This is a genomic window from Streptomyces sp. PA03-1a, from assembly GCF_033792805.1.
Classification (GTDB): domain Bacteria; phylum Actinomycetota; class Actinomycetes; order Streptomycetales; family Streptomycetaceae; genus Actinacidiphila.
In genome coordinates this window covers 1-25292 of record NZ_JARAVO010000128.1, presented here as the reverse complement: position 1 = coordinate 25292, position 25292 = coordinate 1, and the positions used below count along the sequence as shown (strand labels likewise).

Here is a 25292-nt window from a genome sequence, read left to right as displayed (position 1 = left end):
TCCGCCATGCGGTCCTGTCGGCCATCGCGGCCCCCGAGCTGCGGGCTTCGTCGGCCAGGAAGCGGTAGCCGAACTCGGGATCCTCGCGGTGGGCGTCGAACAGCGCGTTCGCGCGATGAGCCTCCTCCAGCACGGCGTCGGTCACCGGCTTGTCGAGCCAGCGGTAGTAGGGCTGTCTCGCGAGCTTCAGCACCCGGCACGTCACCGTGACGGGCATCCCGTCCGCGGCCAGCTCTTTCACGAGCGGGTAGATCCTTTTCCCGGCAGATGCGCCTGCGACAGGTAGGCCGCGGCCCGGCGCAGGACTTCGTTCTCCTGCTCCAGCAGCTTGATCCGCCGGCGCGCTTCCCGTAGTTCCACGCTCTCCTGGCTGGTCACCCCGGGCCTGGCCCCGTCGTCGATGTCGGCCCGGCGCATCCATTTCCACAACGTCATCGGGTGGACTCCGAAGTCGGTGGCCACCTGCTCGACCGTCACACCCGGGCCGCGGTTCCTTGCGACTCGCACGACGTCTTGGCGGAACTCTTCCGGATAGGGCTTGGGCACAGCGACATCCTTCCCACCCGCCCCACAGGGCAAGCCAGTTCAGATGTCACCCGATCGTGCAGCAGACCCGACTCTGTTACGTAGTCTGTGGCCTGTTCAGTGTTGAACAGGCCTAGGTCGATCCGCTGTCCGGGTAGCGCGGCGTCGCGTCGCCGGGTGGTGATCAGGGTATGTCCGTGCGGGCTCTCCGGCGGAAACAGACCCTTGAGGTCGGCCGGGTCGGTGACATCGTCCAGGACGATGAGCCACCGACACACCGCCGTTCCCTCAGGCCTGTCCAGCAAGGCAAGGAAATGGTTGGCGGATCGCTCTGGATCGCCTGGTTCTGTGGCGAGGAGGTCTTCGGCAGCTTGGGCGTATGCAGAGATGATGGCGGGTCTACTGCTCGCGGTGATCCATACCAGCACGTCTAGTTCGCCTGCTTGCCAAGCCCTCCGAGCGTAGTGGGCGGCAAGCTGGGTCTTTCCGACTCCGCCGGTACCGCGCAGCACGTGACACCTAGCGCCCGTGACGCCCTTGATTAATGCCATCCGCAACTGCTCTGCTTCGCTTCGTTCCCGGAAAGCCTCCGCTTCGCGGGGAAGGACGCCGACCTTGTGGGGCCACGGCGCCGGGGTCCGACTGTGCACATGCACGGATGTGATGGGGCCGCTGTGGTATCCGCTGATCGCCACACCTCCCGGCCCAGAAGTGGCTGATCCAGTCTCTCGTACCTCGAGACCTTGTCGCCTGACCATGCGACTCACTTTGCGGATCACGGGTTACCTCTCGCTGTATCCGCTGACTGCGTCCCCTTCTCCACTGGCTTCGGCATCGCCGGTCCGCTCCACGGTCACGGGACCGAGCGGCCGACTACCGCGGTTGCCCGAGACCGCGTTTCCCGAGCCTGCAGTCCTGGCAGCACCGGTGTCACGCACGACGACCTCTGAGGAACTGGCGTGGGGAAGCGCGGCCCAGATTCCCACGCCTACCGCTGCCACACCTGCAAGCGCGGAGGCCACCGTCGCGATCCGGCTTGCGGTCTCCCACTGCGAGAGGGCAAATACCCATCCCAGGACGGCGACGACCACACAGGTGCCAGCCAACACCACGCGCTTCATCGTCATCCCACCATCGTCGCGCACACTCAGGAGCAGCGATACCGCTTTGGCCCAAGGACTCACCGATGTATCGATGTTGGCGAGGATCACTCGATCTTGAGTTCTGATGCGATCCCAGGCGAGGCATCGTCGAGTGAGTAGGGCATGTACGCAGAGCGAAGCTAGAACAAGTCAAGGTTCATGGGAGGCCCGCGAGCCGATCAAACCCTTCGCGGACCGACGATCTCCCTGAGCGGGACCACTTGGACTCCCCCCTCCCCCGTCGCGGGGTGCGGCTGCGAGTGGAAGGCCACCCACCTTGTCCGGCCTCCGGCGCCCCGCTGGCTTGCCCGGAATACGGCTATCGGATACGCGCCAAGGCGTCGCCGTGGGAAAAGCGGTTCTTCGCGGACGCCCCAGGCTCCCCGGCGCGCTCCTTGGCTGGTGAGTTCATGTGATCCGCCAGGCCATGGAGCGGGGCCCTCCAATACGCGTCCGGACATACCTGCTGCTGTCCGCTGCAACATGCGTCACACCAGGTGCGGCCCATTGGAACCAAATCGCAGAGGAAACACCGCAGTTCACGCCCAAACAGTCCCGAGTCCGCATGTATTTGCGGTCGAGCAGGTCAAAGAGTCATCCGAGGCTGCAACTACTACCGGGCGTGACAGACGTAATGGCGGTGGCGCGCCGGGTCGAAGGGCTCCCAGTCGGTGCGCGTGTGCTCCGCGGCTGCGTCATTGCCGGCGTGCGTCCACGAGCTCCAGCCGCCACATACCTGGCACAGCCCCGGTGTCCAGGACCGGCAGGCAGCAGCGACGGCGGGCGCGGGTCCGGGCCACACACTGCAGGTCCTCGACAGGACCGGGAGCCAGATAGCGCGCGCCGATGATGCGCACGACCGGCCGGACAGGCGCATCCGGCGCGGCCTGGGCTGGCTGCTCGGACCGGGGTGTGAAGAGGCCCGCATCTTGCAGGCGGCGGGAGTTCAGCGCGAGGGCCCGGCACATCTCCTCCAGCAGCGGGCTGCGGTTGGCCGCCGCACCGGCCGGGCACAGGGCGTGATGCCGCACCCGGCACCACGCGCTCCCGTCATGGGAAGCATGCGCGACACGCGTGCACGGCTGGCTGCTCATCACGCTCCGGAGGTGGCCCCGTAGGATGCCGTGCATCATTCGCGCAGTAGCGTTCGACGTCGGTGAGACCCTGATCCGAGACGACCGCAGCTGGGCTTCCTGGGCGGACTGGCTGGGAGTACCCGGCACACCATGTCCGCCCTTGTCGGATCCGTCGTAGCTCAAGGACGCGACAATGCCGACGCTCTGCGACTGGTGCGGCCCGGTCTGGAGGTTTCCGTCGAGTACGCGGCGCGGGAGCGCGCCGGTTACGGGGAACAGCTCGACGAACATGACCTATACGAGGATGTCCGCCCAGCCCTGTCCAGGCTTCTGGAGGCCGGGTTCCGAGTCATTATCGCGGGCAATCAGACCCGCGGAGCCGGCGAGTTGTTGCGTGCGCTCGACTTGCCTTCAGACGTCATCGCGACGAGCGGCGATTGGGGTGTGGCTAAGCCCGAGGCCGCCTTCTTCGAGCGCCTCGTCGAGGCGGCCGACAGCACCCCTGAAGAGATCGTGTACGTCGGCGATCACCCCGCCAACGATGTCTTCCCAGTCCGTGCAGCCGGGTTGCGGGCAGCACACCTTCGACGCGGCCCGTGGGGATATCTGTGGGCCGACAGTCCAGAAGTTGTCGCGGCGGCGGATTGACGTATCAACTCCCTTACAGAGCTGGTCGATATGCTGACCCGCAGCCCACTGTCCGTCCTGCACCATCTGCAGCACGTCGAACGCGACGCGCGACACTGGCGCAGCCGAGCCGTTCTGTGGCACCTGGGCCAGTGGCCCTCTGAGAGCACGCCGCGTAGTCGCAGGCGACGACCGATCGAGCCCTGCCACACTGGCTGTGGGCGCAGTCCCGGACGACGAGGTTGCCCATGGTGGTCACGATCGATGTCGTTCACCGGGCCTGCCGGCTCGCTCGTCCGTGCCGTTATCGAAGTCGATCGCCGAGGCCGTCCAGCACCTTGAGGCGCAGCGAACACCCCGAGCCCAGAGCAGGTGCCGGCATGCCGGATAGCCGACGACGTATCCGGCATCCACGAGGCCAGCCTCGTCACCGGGCGCGTCGTGAACCTGTCGGCGATTGGCATGAAGTGGGTTGGGTTCTCTGTCTTGGAGGTGCGGTGGCTGCCGTTCCCAGTGGCGGAGCACGGGCGGAGATTTGCCTGCCCTCCGGGTGGAGGGCAGGCGGGTCAGACCTCGACCGTCATCCGGCTGGACACAGGGTGGGCGTCGTGCAACCCGAGTCGTTCGGTCGGCACCTTGTGGGTCTCGCGGGCGGTGAGGGCGGCGAGCACCGGGGGTACGCAGAGGGCGGCGGTGAACAGGGCGACAGCGCCCCAGTCGTCGCCGTCGGGGCCGGCGATCTTGGCGGCGAAGGTGACCGCGAACCCCGCGATGGCGAAGCCGATCTGGGTTCCGATCGCCATGCCCGACAGGCGCACGCGGGTGGGGAACATCTCGCCGTAGAAGGACGGCCACACGCCGTTGGCGGCACTGTAGACGACACCGAAGGCGAGCACGCCGAAGAGCACGACCAGCGGGTACGAGCCGGTGGAGATGGCCCACAGGTAGGCGGCCATCATCACGGCGCTGCCGGCCGCGCCGGCCAGGTAGACGGGACGCCGGCCGACGCGGTCCGAGAGGTGGGCCCACAGCGGGATGGCGCCGAGGGCTACGAGATTGGCCAGGGCGCCGACCCACAGCATGTCGGAGCGGTCCAGGCCCACGGCGTCACCGGTCGCGTAGGCCAGCGCCCACACGGTGAAGATGGTGCTCACGGAGGCGACGAGGGCACCGGCGATCACCCGCAGGACGTTCGCCCAGTGGTCGCGGAGCAGGACGAGCAGCGGCAGCTTGGCGACGCCCTCTGCCGCCGCGGCCTGCTGCACGAAGGCGGGGGTCTCCTCGACGTCGCGGCGGATGAACCAGCCGACGACGGCGACCGCGACGCTCAGCCAGAACGGTATCCGCCAGCCCCAGGTCAGGAGTTGGTCCTCGGGCAGGGAGGCGACGGGGATGAAGACGAGGGTGGCGAGGAGCTGTCCGGCCTGGGTGCCGTTGAGGGTGAAGCTGGTGAAGTAGCCGCGGCGGTGCGGCGGTGCGTGTTCCAGCGTCATCGAGTTGGCGCTGGCCTGCTCCCCGGCGGCGGAGATCCCCTGCAGGACGCGGAGCAGGACGAGGAGCACCGGGGCCGCGCCGCCGATCTGCGCACGCGTGGGCAGGCAGCCGATGAGGAAGGTCGACAGGCCCATCAGCAGCAGCGTGAAGAGCATGATCCGCTTGCGTCCTAGGCGGTCCCCGAAGTGACCGAGGAAGAGCGCGCCGAAGGGGCGGGCGGCGTAGGCGACTCCGAACGTGGCGAGTGACAGCAGGGTCGCAGTGGCCGGGTCGGACTCGTCGAAGAAGACCTTCGGGAAGATCAGCGCGGCGGCGCTGCCGTAGATGAAGAAGTCGTAGTACTCCAGCGCGCTGCCGATCCAGGCCGCGAGTGCGGCCTTGCGCGGCTGGCCCTGATGGGCTGCGGGGACGGTCACGGCGGGGCTCCTTCGGGAGGGACCGGCCGGGGCGCGGACGAAGACCCCGGCTAATTAACCCACTGGATAGTTAATAGCGGGTGGCTACGGATGTTGGGGCAGCCTCTCCCGGGTGTCAAGGGGTCGCGCAGGGACGATCAGCCGGCCGGCTGTTCCGCCGTCAGATAGGCGACCACCATGTCGCCGAGCATCGTCCGGTAGTGCTCCCGGCGGTCGGCGGCGACCAAGTCGCGGTCGAACAGTGCGCCGAAGGTGTGCCGGTTGGCGACCCGGAAGAAGCAGAAGGAGCTGATCATCGCGTGCAGGTCGACGGCGTCGATGTCGGCCGTGAACACACCGGACCTACGGCCGGCCGCCAGGATCCGGCGGAGCACGTCGATGGCGGGCGAACTGAGGGCGCTGAGCTGTTCCGAGGCGGCCATGTGCTCGGCCTCGTGGATGTTTTCGATGCTGACCAGCCGGATGAAGTCCGGGTGCGCCTCGTGGTGGTCGAAGGTGAGTTCGGCGAGCCTGCGGATGGCGGCCACCGGGGCGAGGTGGTCGACGTCGAGGTCCTGTTCGGCCTGCCGGATCACGGAGTACGCGCGCTCCAGCACGGCGGTGAACAACTGCTCCTTGCCGCCGAAGTAGTAGTAGATCATCCGCTTGGTGGTGCGGGTGCGGGCGGCGATCTCGTCGACCCGGGCGCCGGCGTAACCGGCGCGGGCGAACTCCTCGGTGGCCACGTCGAGGATCTCGGCCTGGGTGCGGGCGGCGTCGCGCGCGCGTCCGCCCGTCCGCGCCGGCTGTTCGGCAGTGGCCATCCGCTTCCTTCCCTCGGTCTTGTGTTCGCGATTGTAGGGGGCCACCAGACGGCCGGTCTTCCCACTGCCGCCCCCTCCTGATATTACTAACGAACCAGTCCGTACATTAGCGGGAAAGTAGGAGCCCCGGTGCCCCAAGACTCGTATCTCGTCGGCCTGATCGGCTCCGGCATCGGCCCCTCGCTTAGCCCCGCGCTCCACGAGCGCGAGGCGGACCGCCAGGGCCTGCGCCTGGTCTACCGGCTGCTCGACCTCGACGTGCTCGGCGTCCCGCCCTCCGCGGTCGGCCGCCTGGTACGCGCCGCGCGGGACACCGGATATAACGGGCTGAACATCACCCACCCCTGCAAGCAGCTGGTCGTCGACCATCTCGACGCGGTGTCCCCGCAGGCCGAGGCGCTCGGCGCGGTGAATACCGTGGTGTTCGAGGACGGCCGCGCCACCGGCCACAACACCGACGTGACCGGCTTTGCGTCCTCCTTCGCGCGCGGCCTGCCCGACGCCGCCATGGAACGCGTCGTACAGCTCGGCGCGGGGGGAGCCGGCGCCGCCGTCGCCCATGCCCTGCTCACCCTCGGCACCGAACGCCTCACCGTCGTGGACGCGCTCGCCGACCGCGCGGCGGACCTCGCCGCCTCACTCAACCGGCACTTCGGCCACGGCCGTTCGGTCGCCGCCGCACCCGGCGCGCTGCCCGCGCTCATGCCCGGCGCCGACGGCCTGGTGCACGCCACCCCCACCGGCATGGCCGCCCACCCCGGACTGCCGCTCCCGGCACGGCTGCTGCGCCCGGCACTGTGGGTCGCCGAGGTGGTCTACCGGCCGTTGGAGACCGAACTGCTGCGCACCGCCCGCGCGCTGGGCTGCCTCACGCTCGACGGAGGCGGCATGGCGGTCTTCCAGGCCGCGGACGCCTTCCGGCTCTTCACCGGCCGCGAACCCGACAGCGCCCGGATGCTCGCTGACATCACGGACCTGACGGCCGGCACGGCAGACACCAGGAACTGAGAGACCCGGGACACCACAGGCACCCAGGAGAAGCCCCATGCGCACGTCCATCGCCACCGTCTCGCTCAGCGGCCCCCTCACCGAGAAGCTCAGCGCGGCCGCCCGCGCCGGATTCAACGGTGTGGAGATCTTCGAGAACGACCTGCTCGCCGCCCCTCTCTCCCCCGCAGAAATCCGGTCCCGCGCCGCCGACCTGGGCTTGTCCATCGACCTCTACCAGCCCATGCGCGACATCGAGGCGGTGCCCGAGGACACCTTCACCCGGAACCTGCGCCGCGCCGAGCACAAGTTCCAGCTCATGCGGCAGCTCGGCACCGACACGATCCTGGTCTGCTCCAGCGTCTCCCCGCTCGCCGCGGACGACGACGCGCTCGCCGCCGCCCAGTTGCGCAGGCTCGCGGAGTCGGCGCATGAGCACGGCATCAAGGTCGCCTACGAAGCCCTGGCGTGGGGACGTCACGTCAACACCTACGACCACGCCTGGCGCATCGTCCAGGCCGCCGATCACCCCGCGCTCGGCGTTTGCCTGGACAGCTTCCACATCCTGGCCAAAGGCTCCGACCCCCAGGGCATCGAGGACATCCCCGGCGGGAAGATCTTCTTCCTCCAGCTCGCGGACGCCCCGCTCATGGCGATGGACGCTCTCCAGTGGAGTCGCCACCACCGGTGCTTTCCCGGCCAGGGTGGCTTCGACATCCCCGGCCTGGTCGGGCACGTCCTGCGCGCGGGGTACCAGGGCCCGCTCTCCCTGGAGGTCTTCAACGACGTCTTCCGCCAGGCCGACGCGGGCCGCACCGCCGTCGACGCCCAGCGCTCACTGCGACTGCTGCAGGAGACCGTCGGCACCGCCTCCCCGCCCGCACCCCCAGCCCCCACAGGCGTGGCCTTCGCCGAACTCGTCACCCCCGACACGGAACCGGTCGCCGCACTGCTGGGCACGCTCGGCTTCACCCGTACCGCACGTCACCGCGGCAAACCCGTCGAACTGTGGCAGCAGGGCGAGGCCCGTATCCTGCTCAACACCGCCTCCGCGGCGAGCCGGGAGGGCCAGGGCCCCACGCTCGCCGCCATCGGCCTGGAGAGTCCCGACCCCGCCCGCGCCGCCGCGCGCGCCGAGGCCATGCTCGCTCCCGTCCTGCCGCGCCGCCGCGCCCCCGAGGACGCACCGCTCGACGCGGTGGCCGCGCCCGACGGCACCGAGTTGTTCTTCGCGGCCACCGACCCCGCTGGCACCCACGGCTGGCTCGCGGACTTCCCGCCGCTCGACGCAGTCGAGGACAAGGGCACAGGCATCCGGCGCATCGACCACCTCGCGCTGACACAGCCGTGGCACCGCTTCGACGAGGCCGCGCTCTTCCACCGCAGCGTCCTCAGCCTCCACCCGCAAGAAAGCATCGACGTCGCCGACCCCTACGGCCTGCTTCGCAGCCGCGCCGTCACCACCACGGACGGCACCGTCCGCATCGTGCTCAGCGTCGGGCCCACCCCCGCCGACGACCGCACCGCCCATGCCCAGCACATCGCCCTCGGCACGGACGACCTGCTCGCCACGGCCCACCACATCCGCACCGCGGGCGGCCGCCTCCTGGCCGTCCCGGCGAACTACTACGACGACCTCGCGGCCCGCTTCGGCCTCTCCCCCGACGAACTGGCGACCTACCGCGAACTGGGCATCCTCTATGACCGCGACGCCCACGGCACCTTCCTGCACTGCTACACCGAAACGGTGGGACGCGTCTTCTTCGAGATCGTCCAACGCGGCGCCTACCGCGGCTACGGCGCCCCCAACGCCCCCATCCGTCTCGCCGCTCAACACGCGGGCCGCCTTCTCCCCCCGAGCTGACGCTGACGACTGCGCGCTGCCTACCCGTGAGGAAGTATCCGAATCCTTGTGTGCGGACTGGTGTTGGGCTCTTCGTCCGCCCCTGACCTGATGCAGCCGAGCGAGTTCGCTCCGCACATAACCATCGGACGGCGCTCGGGCGAGGGCATGCCTGGAAGATGGCGGGTCAAGTTGGAGGCATTGGCCGACCGAGAGTATCCCGCCCGGCGTGCATGAATAGCCGAAGCTTTTCTTGAGCGTCATTGAAGTGGACGTCGATTTGCTCATTCATCGACGCGGCAGCCCCTGATCCCAACCCTTCTGAAGAAGCGATCGTTTCATGCCTTTCCGCACAGTTCAATAGATCACGTAGGCTGGCAATACAGTCGTGGGATCTGTCAAACACCTCATCAGGCCCTTGCAGCCCCACGCCGTATGAAGCCATCACGGCGTCTCTGTACGCCTTCCGTCCCGCCATCCGCAGGCCGGCTACGTACTCCGACTCAAGAGGCACTTGAACGCAAGCCCTGTGGTAGTCCAGGGCCGCTCCGCGCGCCATCAGAACCTTGCCGGCGAACTCCTGGTAGATCACCATTCTGTGATCTCTGCTCCACCGGTGGTGTTCCAGGCGGAGGTCAAGTTCCCGTTGGCCCGCTTGCCTGTGGGACTGCCGTTCTTCATGTCGTTCCAGAGCCTGCTGTTTCCCACGTTCCGAGCGGAGGGCGAGGAACCCGGTAAGACCACTGCCGATCAAGGTTCCGAGGATTCCGGTGAGTGAGAGAAGCAGCGAGTCCGCCAGGCTTCATATCTGCGTCGGATGCCATGCCGTTATGCCTTCGCAGCTGCTCGGCAACGCGTCAGGGGAGGCCGGGGTCAGAAAGTTGGCCTGGTGGCCGATGGGCTGATGCTCTCCCTCTCAGATGTGTCCGTGACCTCTACCTTTCGGCAACGCTCGCGGAGGAGGACGTCGACGTCGGCAAGCATGCGGCCGGCACGGGGTTCCAGACCCGAGAGGAGACGAAGGCTGTCGGATGCCTGGAAGGCGGCCGTATGGCCGCCGTGCAGGACGCGGCAGCCCGCCTCGCAGGCCGCGCGCACTAGCGCTGTGGCCTGTGTTTGGTGCGCCGGTTCGGCCACCCACAGGCTCGGGCGAAGCGGCCCCTTGTGCCAGGTGACAGCGGGATCGGCATTCGCAGGCTCGGCGTTGACCACGCCGTCGGCACGGGCAAGGGCGCCGGCGAGGTCATCGGGGCGAGCTGCCGTGGCGCGCTCATTGCCGAAGTCCTGGTTGAGCTTGCGGGTGAGCGCGATGGCACGCGCGGGGTCGCTGTCGACGACGGTGAGCTGGTCCGTGCCGAGCGTCAGCAGGGCGTGGGCAGCGGCTGCGCCGGTCCGTCCGGCGCCAAACTGGACGATGCGGCGGGTTGATGCTTCGGGCAGGCCACGGGAGAAGGACTTCGCGAAGCCGGTGACTTCGGTGTTGTGGCCGATGGTGCGGCCGCCCCGGTAGACGACGATGTTGGCGGCGCCAAGACGGCGGGCTTCGGGAGCGAGTTCGTCGAGGTGCTCTATCACCAACTCCTGGAAAGGGCCGTCGATGTGGAGGCCCGCGAAGCCGAGAGGGTGTGCGGCCTTGAGGAGGTCTCCGACATTCTCGCCGTTTGGGTTATACGGGTCAAGGGTGACTCCGGCGCACAACATGTGCTGACCGTGCCGGGCGGCCTCGCGGGCGCACAGGGCAGAGGTGAGTGACGGGCGCGTGCCGGAGCCGACCACTGCGATGAGAAGACAGGTGGGAAGGGGCACGGGGTCACCATCCTGATGCTGGGCGATCGGGACAGTCGGCAGCGCGGGGCGGCGAGGGATCCGGCGTCCCGGTGGCGGATCCGTAGGAATGCGGACGGGCTGCAAGCTCGGCCGGTGGGACAGGAGCAAGTTAACGCACTAGATAGTTAATAACGTTGACAGCGATCGTCGGCGCTCCAGCGTCCGGCGTCAAGGTGTGTTCGGGAAACAACCGCTTTCGGTCCCGGCCCGATCAGCTGGCGCCGCACTCACCAACCGGCTCAGGCGGGATGCGGGAGTGAGCCCTTGGCCAGATAGGCGACCACCATGTCGCCGATCATGGCGCGGTACTTCGTGCGCAGCGCCGGATCGGTCATGTCCCGGCCGAAGATCGTGCCGAAGGTGTGCCGGTTCCCCACACGGAAGAAGCAGAACGAACTGATCATCATGTGGACGTCCAGGGCGTCCACGTCGGCTGTGAACACGCCCGCCGCTCGACCGGTCTCCAGTATCCGGGCCGTCACCTCCACTGCCCGGGCATTGGCTGCTGATGCCGATGCCGAAATGGTGATGTGTGCCGCCTCGTGGACGTTCTCGATGCTCACGAGCCGGATGAAGTCCGGATGGGCCTCATGATGATCGAAGGTCAGCTCGGCGAGACGGCGGATGGCCGCGGCCGGCTCCAGGTGCTCAAGGTCCTGGGCTTGCTCTGCTTGGCGGATCTGCGCGTACGCCTGTTCCAGGACTGTGGTGAAGAGGCGTTCCTTGCTGCCGAAGTAGTAGTAGATCATCCGCTTGGTGGTGCATGTCCGGGCGGCGATCTCGTCCATGCGGGCGCCGGCGTATCCGTTGCGGGCGAATTCCTCGCGGGCTACGGAGAGGATCTCCGCTCTGGTGCGCTGGGCGTCGCGCTGGCGCCTGTCGGGCGGCGACGGTTGCGTGGCCGAAGGGGAACCGTTCTTCGGTTCGTGCATGGAAGCTCTCGTCATCACTGTGCCGGAAGCCGGCCCTGGGTCTTGCTGCTCTCCTCGAGGATGAGCTGGTCGAGGTGGCGCAGCATCCGGTCGGTGTCTGCGTCCATGCCGGTGAACAGGCGGAAGGCGTCGACAGCTTGGTGGACGACCATGTGCCCTCCGTGCATGGTGCGGCAGCCACGCTCTTGAGCTGCTGTGAGCAGAGGGGTCTGCAAGGGCCGGTAGACGATGTCGGCGACCCACAGGTCGGCGGTGAGGAGTTCTTCGGGCAGGGGCAGACCTGGGTGGGCGGCCATTCCGGTGGGGGTGGCGTGGACCAGGCCGTCTGCCTGTGTGAGGACGTCTGCAACGTCGTGGGGCGGGTGTGCGGTGATGATGCGGTGTGGTCCGTGGTGTGTGGTGAGCCTGGCGACAAGGTGCTGGGCGCGGGGCAGGTGGGTGTCGATGACGGCCAGGCTGGTGGTGCCGACGCTCAGCAGTGCGTGCGCAACGGCGGCTCCGGCGCCGCCGGCGCCGATGAGGACGACACGTTCGGGGTTGGCGTCGGGAAGGGCGGTGGCGTAGGCCTTTGCGAAGCCTGCACTGTCGGTGTTGTGGCCGGTGCTCTTGTCGCCCTCGAAGACGACGGTGTTCACGGCTCCGATGGCGCGGGCTTCGTCGGACAGAGCGTCCAGTGCGGTTACGGCGAGCTGTTTGCAGGGGTGCGTGATGTTCAGCCCCTGATAGCCGTCCGTGTGGGCGCGGGCGATGAGGGTGCTGACTGCTTCCGGCGGTAGCCCGAGGGTATCAATGTCGAACAGCTGGTAGGTGAGGTGCAGGCCCGCCGCCCGGGCTTCGGTCTCGTGCAGGCGGCGGCTGAAGGAGGGGCCGATGCCGGCGCCGATGAGGCCGGTGCGGATGGTGTGGTCGGTCATGACGGCCTTCCCGGACGCCGGGGTGCAGGGCGGAATCGGCTGGGGCCACATCTGGCGGTGGCGACGGTGGCGTAGGGACCCGAGTGGAGTTCCCTCCCGGTCGCGTGGGCTGAGACCGCGCGGCCGGGAGGGAGGCTGGGAGTCACAGGCCGAGGTAGATCTGCCGGACCTGGCTGTCGTGACGGAGGTCGTCCGAGGTGCCGGTCATGGCGACCGTGCCGTTCTCCATGACCAGGCAGTGGCTGGTGACTCCGAAGGTGAGTTTCGCGTTCTGTTCGACGAGCAGAAGGCTCAGGCCCTCCCCGCGGAGCCGGATGAGTACGTCGAGGATGTCTTCGATGAGTTTGGGTGACAGGCCCATCGACGGTTCGTCCAGGAGGAGCAGCCTGGGGCGCGCCATGAGGGCGCGGCCGATGGCGAGCATCTGCTGCTGTCCGCCGGACAGTGCTCCGGCGAGCCTGCCGCGCATCTCCTTCAGTACGGGGAAGAGGTCGTACACCTCGGCCAGGGTGCTGTGGGTGTCGGCGTTCCAGGCGTGGCTGTAGGCGCCGAGCAGGAGGTTCTTCTCCACGGGCAGGCCTGGGAAGACGTGCCGGCCTTCGGGAAGGGTGTGTACGACAAACGGTGGAACTGGATCTTGGAGTGACACCGAATGAGTGATGTTGTACGTGCGTCGGAGACCACGCCGTCGGCAGGACCTGAGCCGGAAGCTGTTGTCGGGGCTGCGGCCGTTGATGACCAGTTGGTCGGCAGGCTGGTTGAGCGGGCTCGAGCGGAGGGCCTCCAGGTCACCGGTGCCGGAGGCCTGTTGCAGTTGCTGACCAAGCGGGCGCTGGAGTCCGCCCTGGAGGGTGAGCTCACTGATCACCTCGGCTATGAGAAGCATGATGCGGCCGGGAAGAACGAGGGCAACTCCCGCAACGGGAAGAGGTCCAAGACCGTGCTGGCCGATGTCGGCCCGGTCGAGATAGCCGTGCTCCGGGACACCGACGGCAGCTTCGAGCCGCGCACCCCTGGGGTTCATGATCTACTGGAAGTTCGACGCCCAGCCGCTCTTCGGCGTCGCCGGCGACCAAGCCCGCTGCACCGAGTACCTGATGGGCAATCACACCATCGCCGAGCGCATGTACCGTCACGACGCCGGAGCCCTGATGTACGCACCCCTGCGCACCACGATCCACGAATCCCCCACAGGCGAGGCGATGTTCGCCATCGACCGCCCCAGCGACACGGTGAGCGCGCTCGGCCGGCCCGAGATCACCGAAGTGGGACGCGAGCTGGACCGCAAAGTCGGCGCACTCCTCACCCATCTCGGCCTCCCCGTACCCGACGAACTCACCTGACCTGCCGGCAAAAACCCCCTGGGCATCCCGACCGCCACGCTGGTGGCCGACCCCGGCTGCCCGCGCGAGGAGTCTGTCCAACGAACGGCACCTCTCTGATCGCCCCCGCTTGACACAGAGAGGTGCCGTTCCACTTACAGTCCCCCCACGCCAATGCCGGTACGGACACCGAGGCGGGCAGCCCGTTCCCGGCTCTGTTCGGCACCGCCGACCCCGGCCGGATCCACCTGTCAAGGCGACCCTTCCTTCCGCCTCTGGCCCGGCGGCGGAGCGCGGCTCAAGCCCCGCCGGAACGCCGACGCGCTAGGCACGGCGATGGACCCGGCATCTCCATGGGCGACCCGCACGCTGCAGTCACGGTTGCCGGAAATCCGGGCCCGCCTCGGCATGACTCCACAGGGAGAGCCGTACCTGCCACGTCCCAAGGACGGGTACTGCTTCCACCCGTCGATCCGTTCTCGTACGCGGCTGCCCGTTCGACGGCCAGGAGTACCCGTGGGCCGCGTCGGTGCAGCAGGACATGCTGTCCCGCATCATCGACGTCGTGCACACGCTCGCCGCCTGGCACACCGCTGGTGACGCACCGGACTGGGGCGCGGCCCGGGCCGCGGTGCTGCATGGCGGCCCCCGGCCCACTGCCGAACAGATCCGTCAGCGGGCCAGGGAAGCAGGCGCTGAGCTGCCTACCCCGTGGGCGCAGCCCAGTTGTGAGGAGCAAGGCCATCTGACAAGAGACTGGCCGCAGCAGCCTCGCTCCTGCGGTCACTCTCTGTGCCATGCCTGCCTGCGGTTCTAGAAACCGCCGGCCCCATAGATCTTCCTGGCGTGCGACGCGAAGGCTCGCGGCCCCAGCACGGGCATGATGATGCGCGGCACGAGGGGAGCGCTGGCCAGCATCAGCGTGACGACCGCCGGTTCGGCAAGAGAAGCCAGCATGCCGAACACGATGGGCAGCTTCCTCTTGGGAAGGCCGTTGATGGCATGGTCTCCTAGCGCGTGCCACTCGGCCGCGGTGATGTACCGGTCGACGATGGGCAGCACCTCCGCCTCCTCGACGGCCAAGTGCGCTGTCAGTTCCTCACCGAGCGCCCGCAGCGCCGCAGCGAGCTGGTCGCGGTCGGATGCGGCGGCATTCCTTCTCCACCGCACAAGACTGGAGGAGCATGTGGCGATCAGGCCGTCGATCTGAGTGTGCTGCTCTTCCATGAGCGCCAGCGTCGGGGCCACATCCTGCGTCGCCCGCGCTATGAGCTTCGGCCACAGCAGCTCGTCCTCGCCCTTGTGATGCAGGTGCAAGAACTCCTTGATCAACTCGATATGGTCTGCCACAACGGCGGCCCTGGCCGTGTCGCCAGAGGAGACGGCCAGGACGAGGCTGGGCATCTTGCCGTAGGCCCTGCGGAAGGCTTCATGGACGACGAGCATGTCGCGGATGTCGGCGCGGCCGTGGGCGTTGGTCATTGTTTTCCTTCGGGTGTCAGCAGCGTCTGATCGGCCTGCATCCCGGCCAAGGGAGGCGCCCAGGTCGACCGCAGCCGCATTCGGGATTTCAGGGGACTCCGGCGCTCGGCCTGAACGGAACTGCGATGGAGTTCAGCCCCCCTCTGAGCCAGAAGACAGGGCGCGAGTGCGCGCGAGGCCTGCACGCTTCTGGGATGTGGGGGCAGGCTCGCTGCGAACGATCGTCTCTACGCTCGTCCACCGCTCAGGCACCTGCCACCCGGCCACGCGAGTGGCAGGAAATGTGGAGAAGTTGGAGTAGGCGGCGGGCACGCCGGTCTTCCCCACCACGATGGCCAGTGGCCTTTCCCTCCACCGATCGTCGGCGACCCCGATGACGGCTGCTTCCGCGACCGCGGAGTACACCATGAGGTCCTTCTCCAGTTCGACGGAGGAGATCCACTCACCACCGGACTGGATCACATCCTTGACCTCGTCCGTGAGGGTGGGATAGCCATCCGGGCGCACCGGCCGGGGTCCCCGGTGCGCAGCCAGCCGTCCAAGCTGAACTCGTCCTCAAGGGCAGGTTGTCGGCGCGCCTGCGCCGCCAAAGCAGGAGCCCGCGATCCACGAGCGGCGCCTTGCCATCGTGGGCAAGTACTTCACCCTCGGTGCCAAGCAACCTGGCCTGCGCCAACGCCGGGAAACAGCCCTGCGTGATGCGGTAGGCCATTCCTACTCATGATCGAGTCCGGCCGGTGGAACTGCCAGAAAGCCGTCATGCCCACGCGTGGAACAGTCGCATCCCGCGACGCTTTTCGAGGTTCCTCATGAGCGGACGGAGGGCAGGCCGAACCGCCTACGACGAAAGCCCGCCGACTGCTCACATCCCGTGGCCGGGCGTCGAGCTCGCTCAGCAGGGCCGTCCCAATGCCGCGGGCCGCCCGAGCCGGCGCGGGCCGGCCATGCGCGATCATCTCCGCCAAAGCAGCGGGCTGCATCCCGCGAGCTGTTCCGCGTGATGGAGGATACGGCCCGCCGCGGTCAGTGCCCGCTCCTGGTCACGAAATGTCTGTCGAGCGGCTCAACGCGTCCCAGGTGACCATGTCGGACAGCAGGGCCTCGTGGTGCTCACGCATGGCGTCGACCGCATCACTGCCGAGTACGAGACGGAGGGGCGGGTTCTCGGCGTCGAGCACATCGAGAATGGCCGCCGCGGCCTTCGCAGGGTCACCCGGTTCATTGCCCTGCACTCCCGCGACCATCTGGCGGAGGCCACCCGAAGTCGCGGCGTAGGCCGGGTTCTCGGGAGCCAGGACCATGTTCTTGGTGATCTTGGTGCGGAACATGCCGGGCTCCACGATCAGTACCCGAATGCCCAGAGGCGCCAGCTCACTCGACAGCGACTCGCTGAGGGCCTCAACCGCGTGTTTCGACGCGTCGTAGCCGCCCAGCCCCGGGTAGGTCATCCGGCCGCCCTGGGAGCTCATCTGCACGATCGTCCCGCTGCCCTGCTCGCGCATCATGGGGACCACCGCCTTGGTGACCTCCGCCGTACCGAAGAAGTTGACCTCCATCAGCGATCGCAGCTGCTCCATCGAGGTTTCCTCGACGGAGCCGAGCATGGTGAACCCGGCGTTGTTCACCAGGACGTCGATGCGGCCGAACACGCCCTGCGTCGCCTTCACCGCGGCCTGGATGGATGCCGGATCCGTCACGTCGAGTGCCGCCGCGCTGACCCGGTCACCGCCGGCCTGCACGAGGTCGGCGAGCGCCTCCGGGCGGCGCGCGGTGACCATGACCCGGTCACCGGCGGCCAGCGCTGCCAGCGCGATCTCTCGGCCGAACCCGGTCGAGCAGCCCGTGATCAGCCAGACGCGGCCCTGCGTGTCGTTCGTCATTCGCATGCCTTTCAAAGGGGTGTTTACCGAGGTCAATCGTTGTCTCGGCACCCAGCGCCGTCCAACATCGGCTACCTGTGGCGGCCATAGGCTCTACCTGTGACCCCTGATCTCCGACAGTTGAGAACTTCGTAGCCGTCGCCGAGGAGTCACGCCACACGCGGGCAGCGAGCTGCTGATGATCAGCCGGCAGCTCCTGGCGCAGCAGATCACCTTGCTGGAGTGCATGGCCGGGTGTGAAGCACTTCGACCGTGCATCCGGGCACCAGGCTGAGCACTGTCGGCGTCCTGCCGGTTGACCGATCGCTCGACGGTGTTGCGTTTCTTGTAGCGGTCGTCGCCGATGCCGGGTGACCGTCTGCTGCGTGAGCCTTTGCGTAGGCGGGCGGCTTGCCTGTCGGTCTTCTCCTGGTTGGTGTGCCGGATGCCCCCGCGCCGCAGGTATGGGCGGCACGGGCCGTTGCTGCAGGTCTTGTCCGCCACGAACTGTCGGGTTTCTTGCGGTCTCTGCCCGGTCCGATTTTGGGGCCGGCCGCGTCGACGCCGTCGGACCCGTCCTGCCTGGGGCTTCGTGGCAACGCTGCCGCACGCATCATGCCCGCGATCTGCTCTCCCAGGTACCGAAATCGGCCCAGCCATGGGTGGCGACGCTGCTGCGGACGGTCTTCGAACAGCCCGATGCCGACGCCGTCCAAGCCCGGATGCGGCACGTACCGGACACGGAGGCAGAATTCCCCAAGGTCGCCGAGCACCTGGATTCCGCCCGCCACGACCTGCTGGCTTTCACTGCCTTCCCGCGTGAGACCTGGCGGCGGATCTGGTCGAACTGTGAGAATTGTCGGGCGTTGCCCGTGTCCTGGCCTGGCCCGTGGTCCAACTGGCACCCGTGCCTACGGATTGATCTGCCGACCGCGGCATGGGAGCGGTCGCCTTCCGATCCGGCCGGACTGCCGTGTCCCGATAGGGGCCTTGCCATCGACGGCGCCATCACCGCTCTGACAGGCAGTCCGCGTCGCCCGTGCGTCTTCGATGCGATCAAGGACTTCCATGCCCGTGACGGGCGTCCATACGAACATCGTGCCCACAATCATCGGGCCTGAGATCGTCTTGGGGGCGACAAGCACAAGGACATCCACGTGGCGGCCCTGATCACCCGCACCGGAGTCCTGCTCGAGCACAAGGCATTCCCAGCCGACTCGACCGGCCATCGCATGCTCACCACCTGGGCCCGCTCGCAAGGGCCGGTTCACAAGGCCGGAGTGGAGCTACAAGCTCGCCAAGGGTTCCGCGGTCAAAGCTCGCACGCAGGCCATCAATCAGCTCAAGGCCGTCCTCATCACGTCCCCGCCGATCTGCGGGAACAGCTGACGCCACTCAGCAACCCCAAACTCATCCAGGCATCCCCCAACCGGCAAAACCCAGCGCAGGCGCCTCAACCGCGGGGGGGCGACTGCCAAGCCAACGCCGCCCTCTACCGCATCATCCAAAGCCGCCTGCGCTGGGACAGCCGCACCCAGATCGGCGCCCTCCTGGCCGAATGGAACGACGAGTGGACAGAGGCCCGCCGCCGCGACCTCCTCGCCAAGGCCCAGCTCCACCCGATCGAGTCAGTCACCGAGTGGCCGTCAATACACCACTCCAACGGACGTGACCAACGCGGGCCAAGCTGGCTACAGGGAGGGCTCAGGTGGTCAGGTAGGTCCAGGTCTCTACGTGACGAAATCCCAGTGACTCATAAATGGGCCGGGACATGGGCGAGTTCTGTGTGAACGCGAGCTTGGCGCCGGCTTGGCGGGCATCGTGCAGGCGCGTCAGCACGAGGGCGCGGTAGTAGCCGTTACCGCGGTGCTGAGGAGGGACCGAGCCGTTGAACAGGCCGACCCGGTCTCCCATCAGAACGTTGAAGCCGGTTGCTACGGTCTCACCGTCCCGCTCAACAACGTAGCCAGCCATGCCAGGACCGTCGAGCATCGCAGGGGCTGCCATGACGGCTGCGACTTCGGCAGGCATTCCAAAACCCTGCACAAGTGCGTCGGCGTAGCCGCGCGGGTCCGGTCCGGAGAGCGTGCGGACCACGGCCCCTTCAGGCAGTTGCGGCGCAGGCAGGGCGATGTCCTCTTCGAGAGCAAGCAGGGGCAGCCGGATGGTGTTTGCCAGTCCGTACCTCGCCGCGAAGGCGGCTACCTCCGCAGACGGCTCGCCTCGCACCTGTACCGACCAGGGCAGCTGCCCGCCCGCCAGCTCTCCGGCAAGTTCCGCGGCTTCCACGAAGTCCGGTGCAGCTTCGAAGCTCAGTCCGTTCAGTGTCGGAATCGGCATGGCACTGACCAACAGCCTCGTCCCACTGGCCCCTTGGCGCATGTACGCCCCGGGAATCACCCCGACCAGCCTCTCGACCACCTCGAAGAATCCCTCAACAACCTGGTCTGAATGCATCCTATTCATTCCCGCACCCCAACAGTCTCAGCCATCTCTTCCGACCGCCATGCACCACACTTCAACGGTGTCCAAATATTCCCGGTCGAGGTCGCCGAAACAGGGCGCGTCGAATTTCATTCCTATGGAAGTCCGCCGGAAGGATTCGGCCGGATCGCCCGGACCTCCGACTTCTCACGACGACCACCGACGGGGCGCGGTCAGATATTGATCGTTTTGTGCTCAACGTATTCGCTGAGGCCCGCCGAGCCAAATTCTCGCCCGATGCCGCTGGCCTTGTATCCGCCGAAAGGGCCTTCAAAGCTCACCGGCGCGGCGTTCACCATGAAGAATCCGGTACGGATTCGGCGGGCGATGTCAACACCGTGGTCGGTGTCGGCCGTCCAAACACCGCCGCCGAGGCCGTAGGGCGAGTCGTTGGCGATCCTGATCGCGTCTTCCTCGTCCTCGTAAGGGATCACCACGAGAACGGGACCGAAGATCTCCTCCTGAGCGATCCGCATGTGGTTATCGACGTCGGCGAACAGGGTGGGCTTGACGTAGTTTCCGCCCTCCAGTCCTTCCGGCACATCCGCTCCGCCGGTGACCAGGCGGGCTCCCTCCGCGATACCCAGCTCGATGTACGACCGTACCCGCCGCTGCTGGTCCGCCCTGACCATTGGGCCAACGAAGGTGGTTGCGTCAGCGGGATCTCCCACCACGAGATTTTCCACTGTCACCTTGAGCGCCGCGACGACTTCCTCGTAACGGCTTCTCGGAGCGAGGACTCGGGTGTGCGCCTGGCAGTTTTCCGCATTGTTGGCGAACGAGGCGAACTTGATGCCGTCCGTGACGGCGGAGAGGTCCGCGTCCTCAAGGATGATCGTGGCCGACTTACCGCCCAGCTCCAAGCTGACCCGCTTGAGCTGTTCGCCCGCGATGGCTGCGATCCGCCGTCCGGCAGCCGTGGATCCGGTGAAGGAAATCTTGTCGATGTCAGGGTGGGCGACCAGATACTCGCTGGTCTCGCGGTCCGCGGGCATGATGCTGACCACGCCCTCGGGAAATCCCGCCTCTGCGATGATCTCTGCGAGCATGAACACGCTCAGGGAGTTCTCCGGTGAGGCTTTGAGGATGACCGTGTTGCCGGCCAGCAGGGCTGGGACGAGCTTGGTCAGTGCCGACTGATGGGGAGCGTTCCACGGGATCACGGCGGCGACCACCCCAATTGGCTCCCGGCGTACCAAGCCCTTGGCCGCACCGGACGGGTCGAGGGCTTCCTCCCAGCCGAAGGCCGCCGCGGCACGCAGGTAGGCGTCTGTCTGGCCTGCGAGCGCGGTCTGGAGGTAGCTGGTGAACCAGATAGGGGCGCCCCGCTCCGCGCTGATCAGTCTGGCGGCTTCGGCGGCTCGCGCCGCGTGGAGCTCGTTGAAGCGGGCGACCAGGTCCTGCCGCTCCTGGGGGGTGGTCAGCGGCCACGGCCCGTGGTCGAAGGCGTTCCGAGCGGCGGCCACTGCCTTGTCGACATCGGCCGAGGTGGCCTGCACGGCACGTCCGACCAAGGACTGGTCGTGCGGTGACCGGATGTCGAGCAGCTCGGCCGAGCTGGGCTTCACCCACTCGCCGCCAATGAAGAGTTTGTCATAGATGATCACGTTGGCACACTTTCCGAGCCTCAGGCTCAAAGCAGGTGGGGGGCTATCGATTTGAGGCGGGTAACCGCCTTGTCACCTGAAACGGTCAGGCGTCCTGAAGGTGGAGCATTTCCACGGGGCCGCGGGCCGAAAGCGCGGGACCACGGCCTGCCGCGCAGGGTTTGCGGGTCGATACCGGCTCGTGCCGCTGTGTGGAGGATTAGCACCCGGTCGCGCCTGACAGATTGACTGCCGGGTATGCCGGCGGTGCTGCCATGAGCGGGTGGGAGTTGTCGTCTCAGGGACGCTGCGCGGGCCAGGCCCCGGGGTCAGGCGTGTGAGGTCCGGCTGTCGACCCAGTCGATGATCAGTGCGCGATCGTCGAATTGCCAGGTGCCTTCGACGCGGACGAATACGTCGAAGTATCGGATTGCCATAACCATGAGTGTGCGTTCGCCCTCTTGCTCCGAGAGGTGATGTGCGAGGCAGTAGGTTTCGCCGGTGGCACGATCGCCGTCCACGGCGATCGTGCTTTGACCGTTGAGGTGGGTCGTCGCAGTGTGGTTTTTCAGGCTTTCAAAGGCGTTCTGGAGTTCGGTGCGTCCGTTCAGCTCCACGTCCGGCGAAGTCGTCGCGGGGTCGCCGGAGTAGGTCGCGAGATGGGCGTTCTTCGTGAACAGTGCAGCTTGCCGTGCGGGTTCGCGTCGGTCGGCGTGGTGGGAGTAGGCGTCGACGAGTTCGCGGATCGCGATCCGGTCGCTGAGTTCTTGAGGAGTGCGAGTAATCATGGTGCGACTTTCTTGAGTAGCGGTTGACAGGCAGAAGCGTGTGGCGCTTCCTGAGGCTCGGTTCGACGCGGGGTGCAGCGCTGCTCACGCGGCAGGGCACCTGGTGGCCGGCGTTCCACGCTCGATACGCCGTTGCTGCCGTTGCGGCACGGGCACCAGGGGCCGCACAGCGCACCGGACGTGATCCAACGAGCTGCGGCGTGGCCGTGGTCACAAGGGACCGGCGAGGTGGCTGAGCAGGCCCGGCAATCGGAGAGTGACGTGGCGGCCCCGGTCACGACCGGAATGTCGAGCGGCTGAGGGGCTCCCAGGTTGCGATGCCGGTTGTCGAACACGGACAGTGTTGTCGTGACCGCGACAAGGTGGAGAGCGGGTCCCTTACGTTCGGCATCACTGTGCTGACACCATCACCGCCGGTGTGCGCAAAATCGGCAAGCCTTTCCGACAGCGTGCAGTGACCATCCCCCAGTCGCCGGGAGGCCGGTGTTGCCAGGGCATCTCCCGGCCGATTCCCACCAAGCAGCCCGTGATCGACCAGCCGCTTTCCTGTGTGCCGCGTGTCATTCCTGTGTCCTTCAATCCGGCATTCACCGAGGTCAATGGTTGTCTCGGGGCCTCGTGGCCGTCCAACACCGATTACCTGTCGCGGTTGTAAGCTCTTCCTGTGACACCTGATCTTCGGCAGCTGAGATACTTCGTCGCCGTCGCCGAGGAGTCCAGCTACACGCGTGCCGCCGACCGCCTCATGATCAGCCAGCAGTCCCTTTCCCAGCAGATAAGCCTGCTCGAGCGGATGCTGGGCGTGAGGCTCTTCGACCGCGGCACCCGGGGCACCAGCCTGACCCCGGTCGGAGCCCTCTTCCTTCCTGAAGCCCGCGCGGTACTGGACCGGGCCGACGAAGCCATCGACGTCGTGGCACGGGCAGCGCGCGGCGAGATCGGCACCCTGCGCCTCGCCTTCCTCGCCACCACGACGAACCACCTGCTCCCGCCGGTGGTCCGGGCCGTACGACAACGCCTGCCGAGTCTGACGCTGTCGACCGAGGAGACCACGATCGCACCTCTGGTCGACGGCCTGCTCAAGGGACGCTACGACGTCGCATTCACCCGGCCTCCGCTGGTGGACGGCCTGAAGACGAGGACGCTGGTGGTCGAGCCGGTGTGCGCGGTCCTGCCCGAGGACCATCCGCTCGCGGGGCGCACGGAACTCGCCTTGGGGGAACTGGCGGACGAACGCTGGGTGCTGACACCACGCAGCTCGTGGGAACCCTGGCACCAGGCATTCGACAGCTCCTTCCGTACGGCCGGCTTCACCCCCGACGTCGTTCATCGGGACGCGAGCGTGCAAGGGCTGCTCGGCCTCGTGGCGGCCGGCGTCGGGGTGACGCGCCTGGCCCGGTCAGCAAGCAGTCTTCGCCGCACCGGTGTGGTGTTCGTACCGCTGACCGGAGAGTTCGCCCCCACTGAGATGGTCTGGTCGCCCGGAAACACGTCACCCGCATTGAGCGGGCTACTGCGCGTGGTCACGGAGATGGCCGCTTCCACCGACCTCACCGAGTCCGGCTGACTGGCGCAGTGCCGGGGGCTGACGTGGGTTCCACGTCCGGCGATGCTCTCGTACACCAGGAGTCTGCACCCGGCGATGCAGACGGAGCCTGATGCTCTCCGGCACGGGGACGAAGCGGGGCTGTCGGCGGCCTGTCCCGGGGTGACGATGATCGATGCTGGCCAAGGCCCCTGTCCGCCGGTCCAGAACCGCCGGATCACGCCCTCGGACTGCTGCCGCGGCCACACGGGGCGGGCACGGACCGTACGCGCCGGTCGGCAGGTACGACCGATGAGCCCGTTCCTCACAGGCCAGGCACTCGCGGCACGCAAGAAGATCTACCGCCCGGACCCGCCGCGAAGGCGTAGTCCGCAGACCGATCACGACTCGATGCGCGTCCTGGTCGTCGGCGGGACGCTCGGCGTCGACAAGACGGCCGCTGGGTGTACGAATGGCGGTCACCTCTTCAATCCCGGTGACCACGACGGGCGTTGCCGGATCGTCGTACACCGTCCCCAGGTGCTCCCTGGCGTGAACGCCGTCTCGAGGTACCAGGTGGCTTCCGGGCCGGCCGCAGAGCCAGGCAGCCAGACCGCAGGTCAGCGCGGGCCGGCCTGGGGAATCAAGCCGAACGACTTTGAGATCACCTGCGCAAAGAGCCCACCCACCCGCCGGCTACACCGAACGCGCCGACGGCCGGATGCGCCGCACACAAGGGGCCCATGTGACGTCAGGGGTCAGTGCTCACGGTCGCATGAAGGCGCGGGAAGGGTGTGCCGCAACGGGACGCATCCGCTGCGACCTGCGGAAACCCGAGGCATCACCGTCCGGTGAAGCACTTTTCGATCAAGGAAATACCTTTGACAATCGTTAAGTTTGCAAGCGTTGCTTGCGTCAAAGTTAAAGGCCGGGTACCTTTCCGGTGTGGGTCGGAGCCGGCGGTGATCGGCTGGCCCCCTTGCCTGATCGCATGCCCGTTGTGGCAGCCGGGCTGTATGCGCCGCTGTGCAGGCGCCCTCACATCGATGAACACATGACGCAGCGAGTGCTGCCCTTTCGCCGTTCAGGAATCACCATCTGAAGGACGCCCCCATGGACTTGAAGCTCGAAATGGTCGTGCTCCCCGTCTCCGACATCGATCGGGCCAAGGCCTTCTACGAAGAGGCCGGCTTCCGTCTCGACGTCGATTGCACGGCCGGCGACGACTTCCGGGGTGGTGCACTTCACCCCGCCCGGCTCCGAGTGCTCGATCATCTTCGGCGAGGGGATGACCGGCATCCCCGCGGGCGCGTTCCAGGGCCTGTATCTCATCGTGTCCGACATCGACGAGGCCCGCGCAGAGCTACGGGCCGCGGTATCGCCGTCAGTGAGATCTTCCACGACGAGGGTGGTCTCCTCCACCACGGCCACCAGGGCGGCGGGTGCGTCCACGACGGTGAGGGCCAGCGGCGTATCACCGGCCCGCACCCCGAGCGCGCCTCCTACGGTTCCTACCTGGCCTTCAGCGACCCGGACGGCAACGGCTGGGTACTCCAGGAAGTGAGCAAGCGGCTCCCCGGCCGCTGAGCTCGCCCCAGCCCGGCCCCCCACCCGGTGCCGGACCGGGCTGTGCGGCCGCCGGTCCGGCACCGGGTGGGGG

21 protein-coding genes and 5 pseudogenes are annotated in these 25292 nt (G+C 67.4%); 8 read left to right on the top strand and 18 right to left on the bottom strand.

Features of this window, described 5'->3' with window-relative positions; genetic code table 11:
- The 5 genes and pseudogenes from PV341_RS26570 to PV341_RS26550 all read right to left on the bottom strand — a co-directional run.
- Positions 1 to 241: pseudogene (locus PV341_RS26570) on the bottom strand (IS3 family transposase); the annotation flags it as partial.
- Positions 238 to 477, bottom strand: a complete 240-nt coding sequence (locus tag PV341_RS26565) for a transposase (RefSeq protein WP_500359163.1) — start codon at positions 475 to 477, stop codon at positions 238 to 240. The pseudogene PV341_RS26570 and the gene PV341_RS26565, both read right to left, overlap by 4 nt.
- Positions 474 to 1076, bottom strand: a complete 603-nt coding sequence (locus PV341_RS26560) for an NB-ARC domain-containing protein (protein WP_500359162.1) — start codon at positions 1074 to 1076, stop codon at positions 474 to 476. Before PV341_RS26560 ends, PV341_RS26565 begins: the two co-directional genes overlap by 4 nt.
- 231 nt (positions 1077 to 1307) lie before the next feature.
- Positions 1308 to 1736 carry a hypothetical protein gene (locus PV341_RS26555; protein WP_500359161.1) on the bottom strand — a complete coding sequence of 143 codons (429 nt, stop codon included), beginning with the start codon at positions 1734 to 1736 and terminating at the stop codon, positions 1308 to 1310.
- Between the two features lie 626 nt (positions 1737 to 2362).
- On the bottom strand, positions 2363 to 2761 hold the full coding sequence (locus PV341_RS26550; RefSeq protein ID WP_500359160.1) for a DUF6083 domain-containing protein: 399 nt from the start codon (positions 2759 to 2761) through the stop codon (positions 2363 to 2365).
- A gap of 25 nt (positions 2762 to 2786) precedes the next feature.
- On the opposite strand from PV341_RS26550, the pseudogene PV341_RS26545 reads away from it, so the two are divergent.
- A pseudogene (locus tag PV341_RS26545) lies at positions 2787 to 3391 on the top strand (HAD family hydrolase).
- A gap of 545 nt (positions 3392 to 3936) precedes the next feature.
- Here PV341_RS26545 and PV341_RS26540 read toward each other — a convergent pair.
- On the bottom strand, positions 3937 to 5280 hold the full coding sequence (locus tag PV341_RS26540) for an MFS transporter (protein ID WP_500328208.1): 1344 nt from the start codon (positions 5278 to 5280) through the stop codon (positions 3937 to 3939).
- 137 nt (positions 5281 to 5417) lie between these two features.
- Positions 5418 to 6083: a TetR family transcriptional regulator gene (locus PV341_RS26535; RefSeq protein ID WP_500328209.1), complete on the bottom strand. Its 666-nt coding sequence runs from the start codon at positions 6081 to 6083 to the stop codon at positions 5418 to 5420.
- A gap of 129 nt (positions 6084 to 6212) precedes the next feature.
- On the opposite strand from PV341_RS26535, the gene PV341_RS26530 reads away from it, so the two are divergent.
- On the top strand, positions 6213 to 7091 hold the full coding sequence (locus PV341_RS26530; protein WP_500359159.1) for a shikimate dehydrogenase: 879 nt from the start codon (positions 6213 to 6215) through the stop codon (positions 7089 to 7091).
- A 37-nt stretch (positions 7092 to 7128) separates the two neighbouring features.
- Positions 7129 to 8934 (top strand): bifunctional sugar phosphate isomerase/epimerase/4-hydroxyphenylpyruvate dioxygenase family protein, encoded by a 1806-nt coding sequence (locus PV341_RS26525; protein WP_500359158.1) that lies wholly within the window; start codon positions 7129 to 7131, stop codon positions 8932 to 8934.
- A gap of 166 nt (positions 8935 to 9100) precedes the next feature.
- Here PV341_RS26525 and PV341_RS26520 read toward each other — a convergent pair whose 3' ends face one another.
- From PV341_RS26520 to PV341_RS26500, 5 genes are all read right to left on the bottom strand, one after another.
- On the bottom strand, positions 9101 to 9508 hold the full coding sequence (locus tag PV341_RS26520; RefSeq protein WP_500359157.1) for a hypothetical protein: 408 nt from the start codon (positions 9506 to 9508) through the stop codon (positions 9101 to 9103).
- 278 nt (positions 9509 to 9786) lie between these two features.
- Complete coding sequence (locus tag PV341_RS26515; protein ID WP_500359156.1) at positions 9787 to 10719, bottom strand: shikimate dehydrogenase; 933 nt, start codon at positions 10717 to 10719, stop codon at positions 9787 to 9789.
- 260 nt (positions 10720 to 10979) lie between these two features.
- A complete protein-coding gene (locus PV341_RS26510) occupies positions 10980 to 11672 on the bottom strand; it encodes a TetR/AcrR family transcriptional regulator (protein WP_500359154.1) in 693 nt (230 codons plus the stop codon).
- 14 nt (positions 11673 to 11686) lie between these two features.
- Positions 11687 to 12586 (bottom strand): shikimate dehydrogenase, encoded by a 900-nt coding sequence (locus PV341_RS26505; RefSeq protein WP_500359153.1) that lies wholly within the window; start codon positions 12584 to 12586, stop codon positions 11687 to 11689.
- 142 nt (positions 12587 to 12728) lie between these two features.
- Entirely contained in the window at positions 12729 to 13454 is a 726-nt protein-coding gene (locus PV341_RS26500; RefSeq protein WP_500359152.1) for an ABC transporter ATP-binding protein, read from the bottom strand.
- Here PV341_RS26500 and PV341_RS26495 point away from each other — a divergent pair.
- Positions 13341 to 13595 (top strand): annotated as a pseudogene (locus tag PV341_RS26495) (transposase); the annotation flags it as partial. The gene PV341_RS26500 and the pseudogene PV341_RS26495 overlap by 114 nt on opposite strands.
- Positions 13596 to 13608: 13 nt before the next feature.
- On the top strand, positions 13609 to 13929 hold the full coding sequence (locus PV341_RS26490) for a DUF302 domain-containing protein (RefSeq protein ID WP_500359151.1): 321 nt from the start codon (positions 13609 to 13611) through the stop codon (positions 13927 to 13929).
- Between the two features lie 792 nt (positions 13930 to 14721).
- On the opposite strand, the gene PV341_RS26485 is transcribed toward PV341_RS26490, so the two are convergent.
- The 3 genes from PV341_RS26485 to PV341_RS26475 all read right to left on the bottom strand — a co-directional run bounded on the left by PV341_RS26485 (position 14722) and on the right by PV341_RS26475 (position 17270).
- A complete protein-coding gene (locus PV341_RS26485; protein WP_500359150.1) occupies positions 14722 to 15390 on the bottom strand; it encodes a hemerythrin domain-containing protein in 669 nt (222 codons plus the stop codon).
- Positions 15391 to 15522: 132 nt separating this feature from the next.
- Entirely contained in the window at positions 15523 to 15897 is a 375-nt protein-coding gene (locus PV341_RS26480; RefSeq protein ID WP_500328240.1) for an AMP-binding enzyme, read from the bottom strand.
- 533 nt (positions 15898 to 16430) lie between these two features.
- Positions 16431 to 17270: an oxidoreductase gene (locus tag PV341_RS26475; RefSeq protein ID WP_500328242.1), complete on the bottom strand. Its 840-nt coding sequence runs from the start codon at positions 17268 to 17270 to the stop codon at positions 16431 to 16433.
- A 515-nt stretch (positions 17271 to 17785) separates the two neighbouring features.
- Between PV341_RS26475 and PV341_RS26470 the strand changes: the two are divergent.
- Positions 17786 to 18370: pseudogene (locus PV341_RS26470) on the top strand (transposase); the annotation flags it as partial.
- Between the two features lie 583 nt (positions 18371 to 18953).
- On the opposite strand, the gene PV341_RS26465 reads toward PV341_RS26470, so the two are convergent.
- The 3 genes from PV341_RS26465 to PV341_RS26455 all read right to left on the bottom strand — a co-directional run bounded on the left by PV341_RS26465 (position 18954) and on the right by PV341_RS26455 (position 22107).
- Complete coding sequence (locus PV341_RS26465) at positions 18954 to 19706, bottom strand: GNAT family N-acetyltransferase (RefSeq protein ID WP_500328243.1); 753 nt, start codon at positions 19704 to 19706, stop codon at positions 18954 to 18956.
- 200 nt (positions 19707 to 19906) lie between these two features.
- Positions 19907 to 21340, bottom strand: a complete 1434-nt coding sequence (locus PV341_RS26460; RefSeq protein WP_500328244.1) for an aldehyde dehydrogenase — start codon at positions 21338 to 21340, stop codon at positions 19907 to 19909.
- Positions 21341 to 21648: 308 nt separating this feature from the next.
- Entirely contained in the window at positions 21649 to 22107 is a 459-nt protein-coding gene (locus tag PV341_RS26455) for a nuclear transport factor 2 family protein (RefSeq protein ID WP_500328245.1), read from the bottom strand.
- A 664-nt stretch (positions 22108 to 22771) separates the two neighbouring features.
- Here PV341_RS26455 and PV341_RS26450 point away from each other — a divergent pair.
- Together PV341_RS26450 and PV341_RS26445 are read left to right on the top strand one after the other, a co-directional pair.
- Positions 22772 to 23674, top strand: coding sequence for a LysR family transcriptional regulator (locus PV341_RS26450; protein WP_500328246.1), 903 nt, complete (start codon positions 22772 to 22774; stop codon positions 23672 to 23674).
- A 1071-nt stretch (positions 23675 to 24745) separates the two neighbouring features.
- A pseudogene (locus PV341_RS26445) lies at positions 24746 to 25219 on the top strand (VOC family protein).
- The last annotated feature ends 73 nt before the right edge of the window (positions 25220 to 25292 follow it).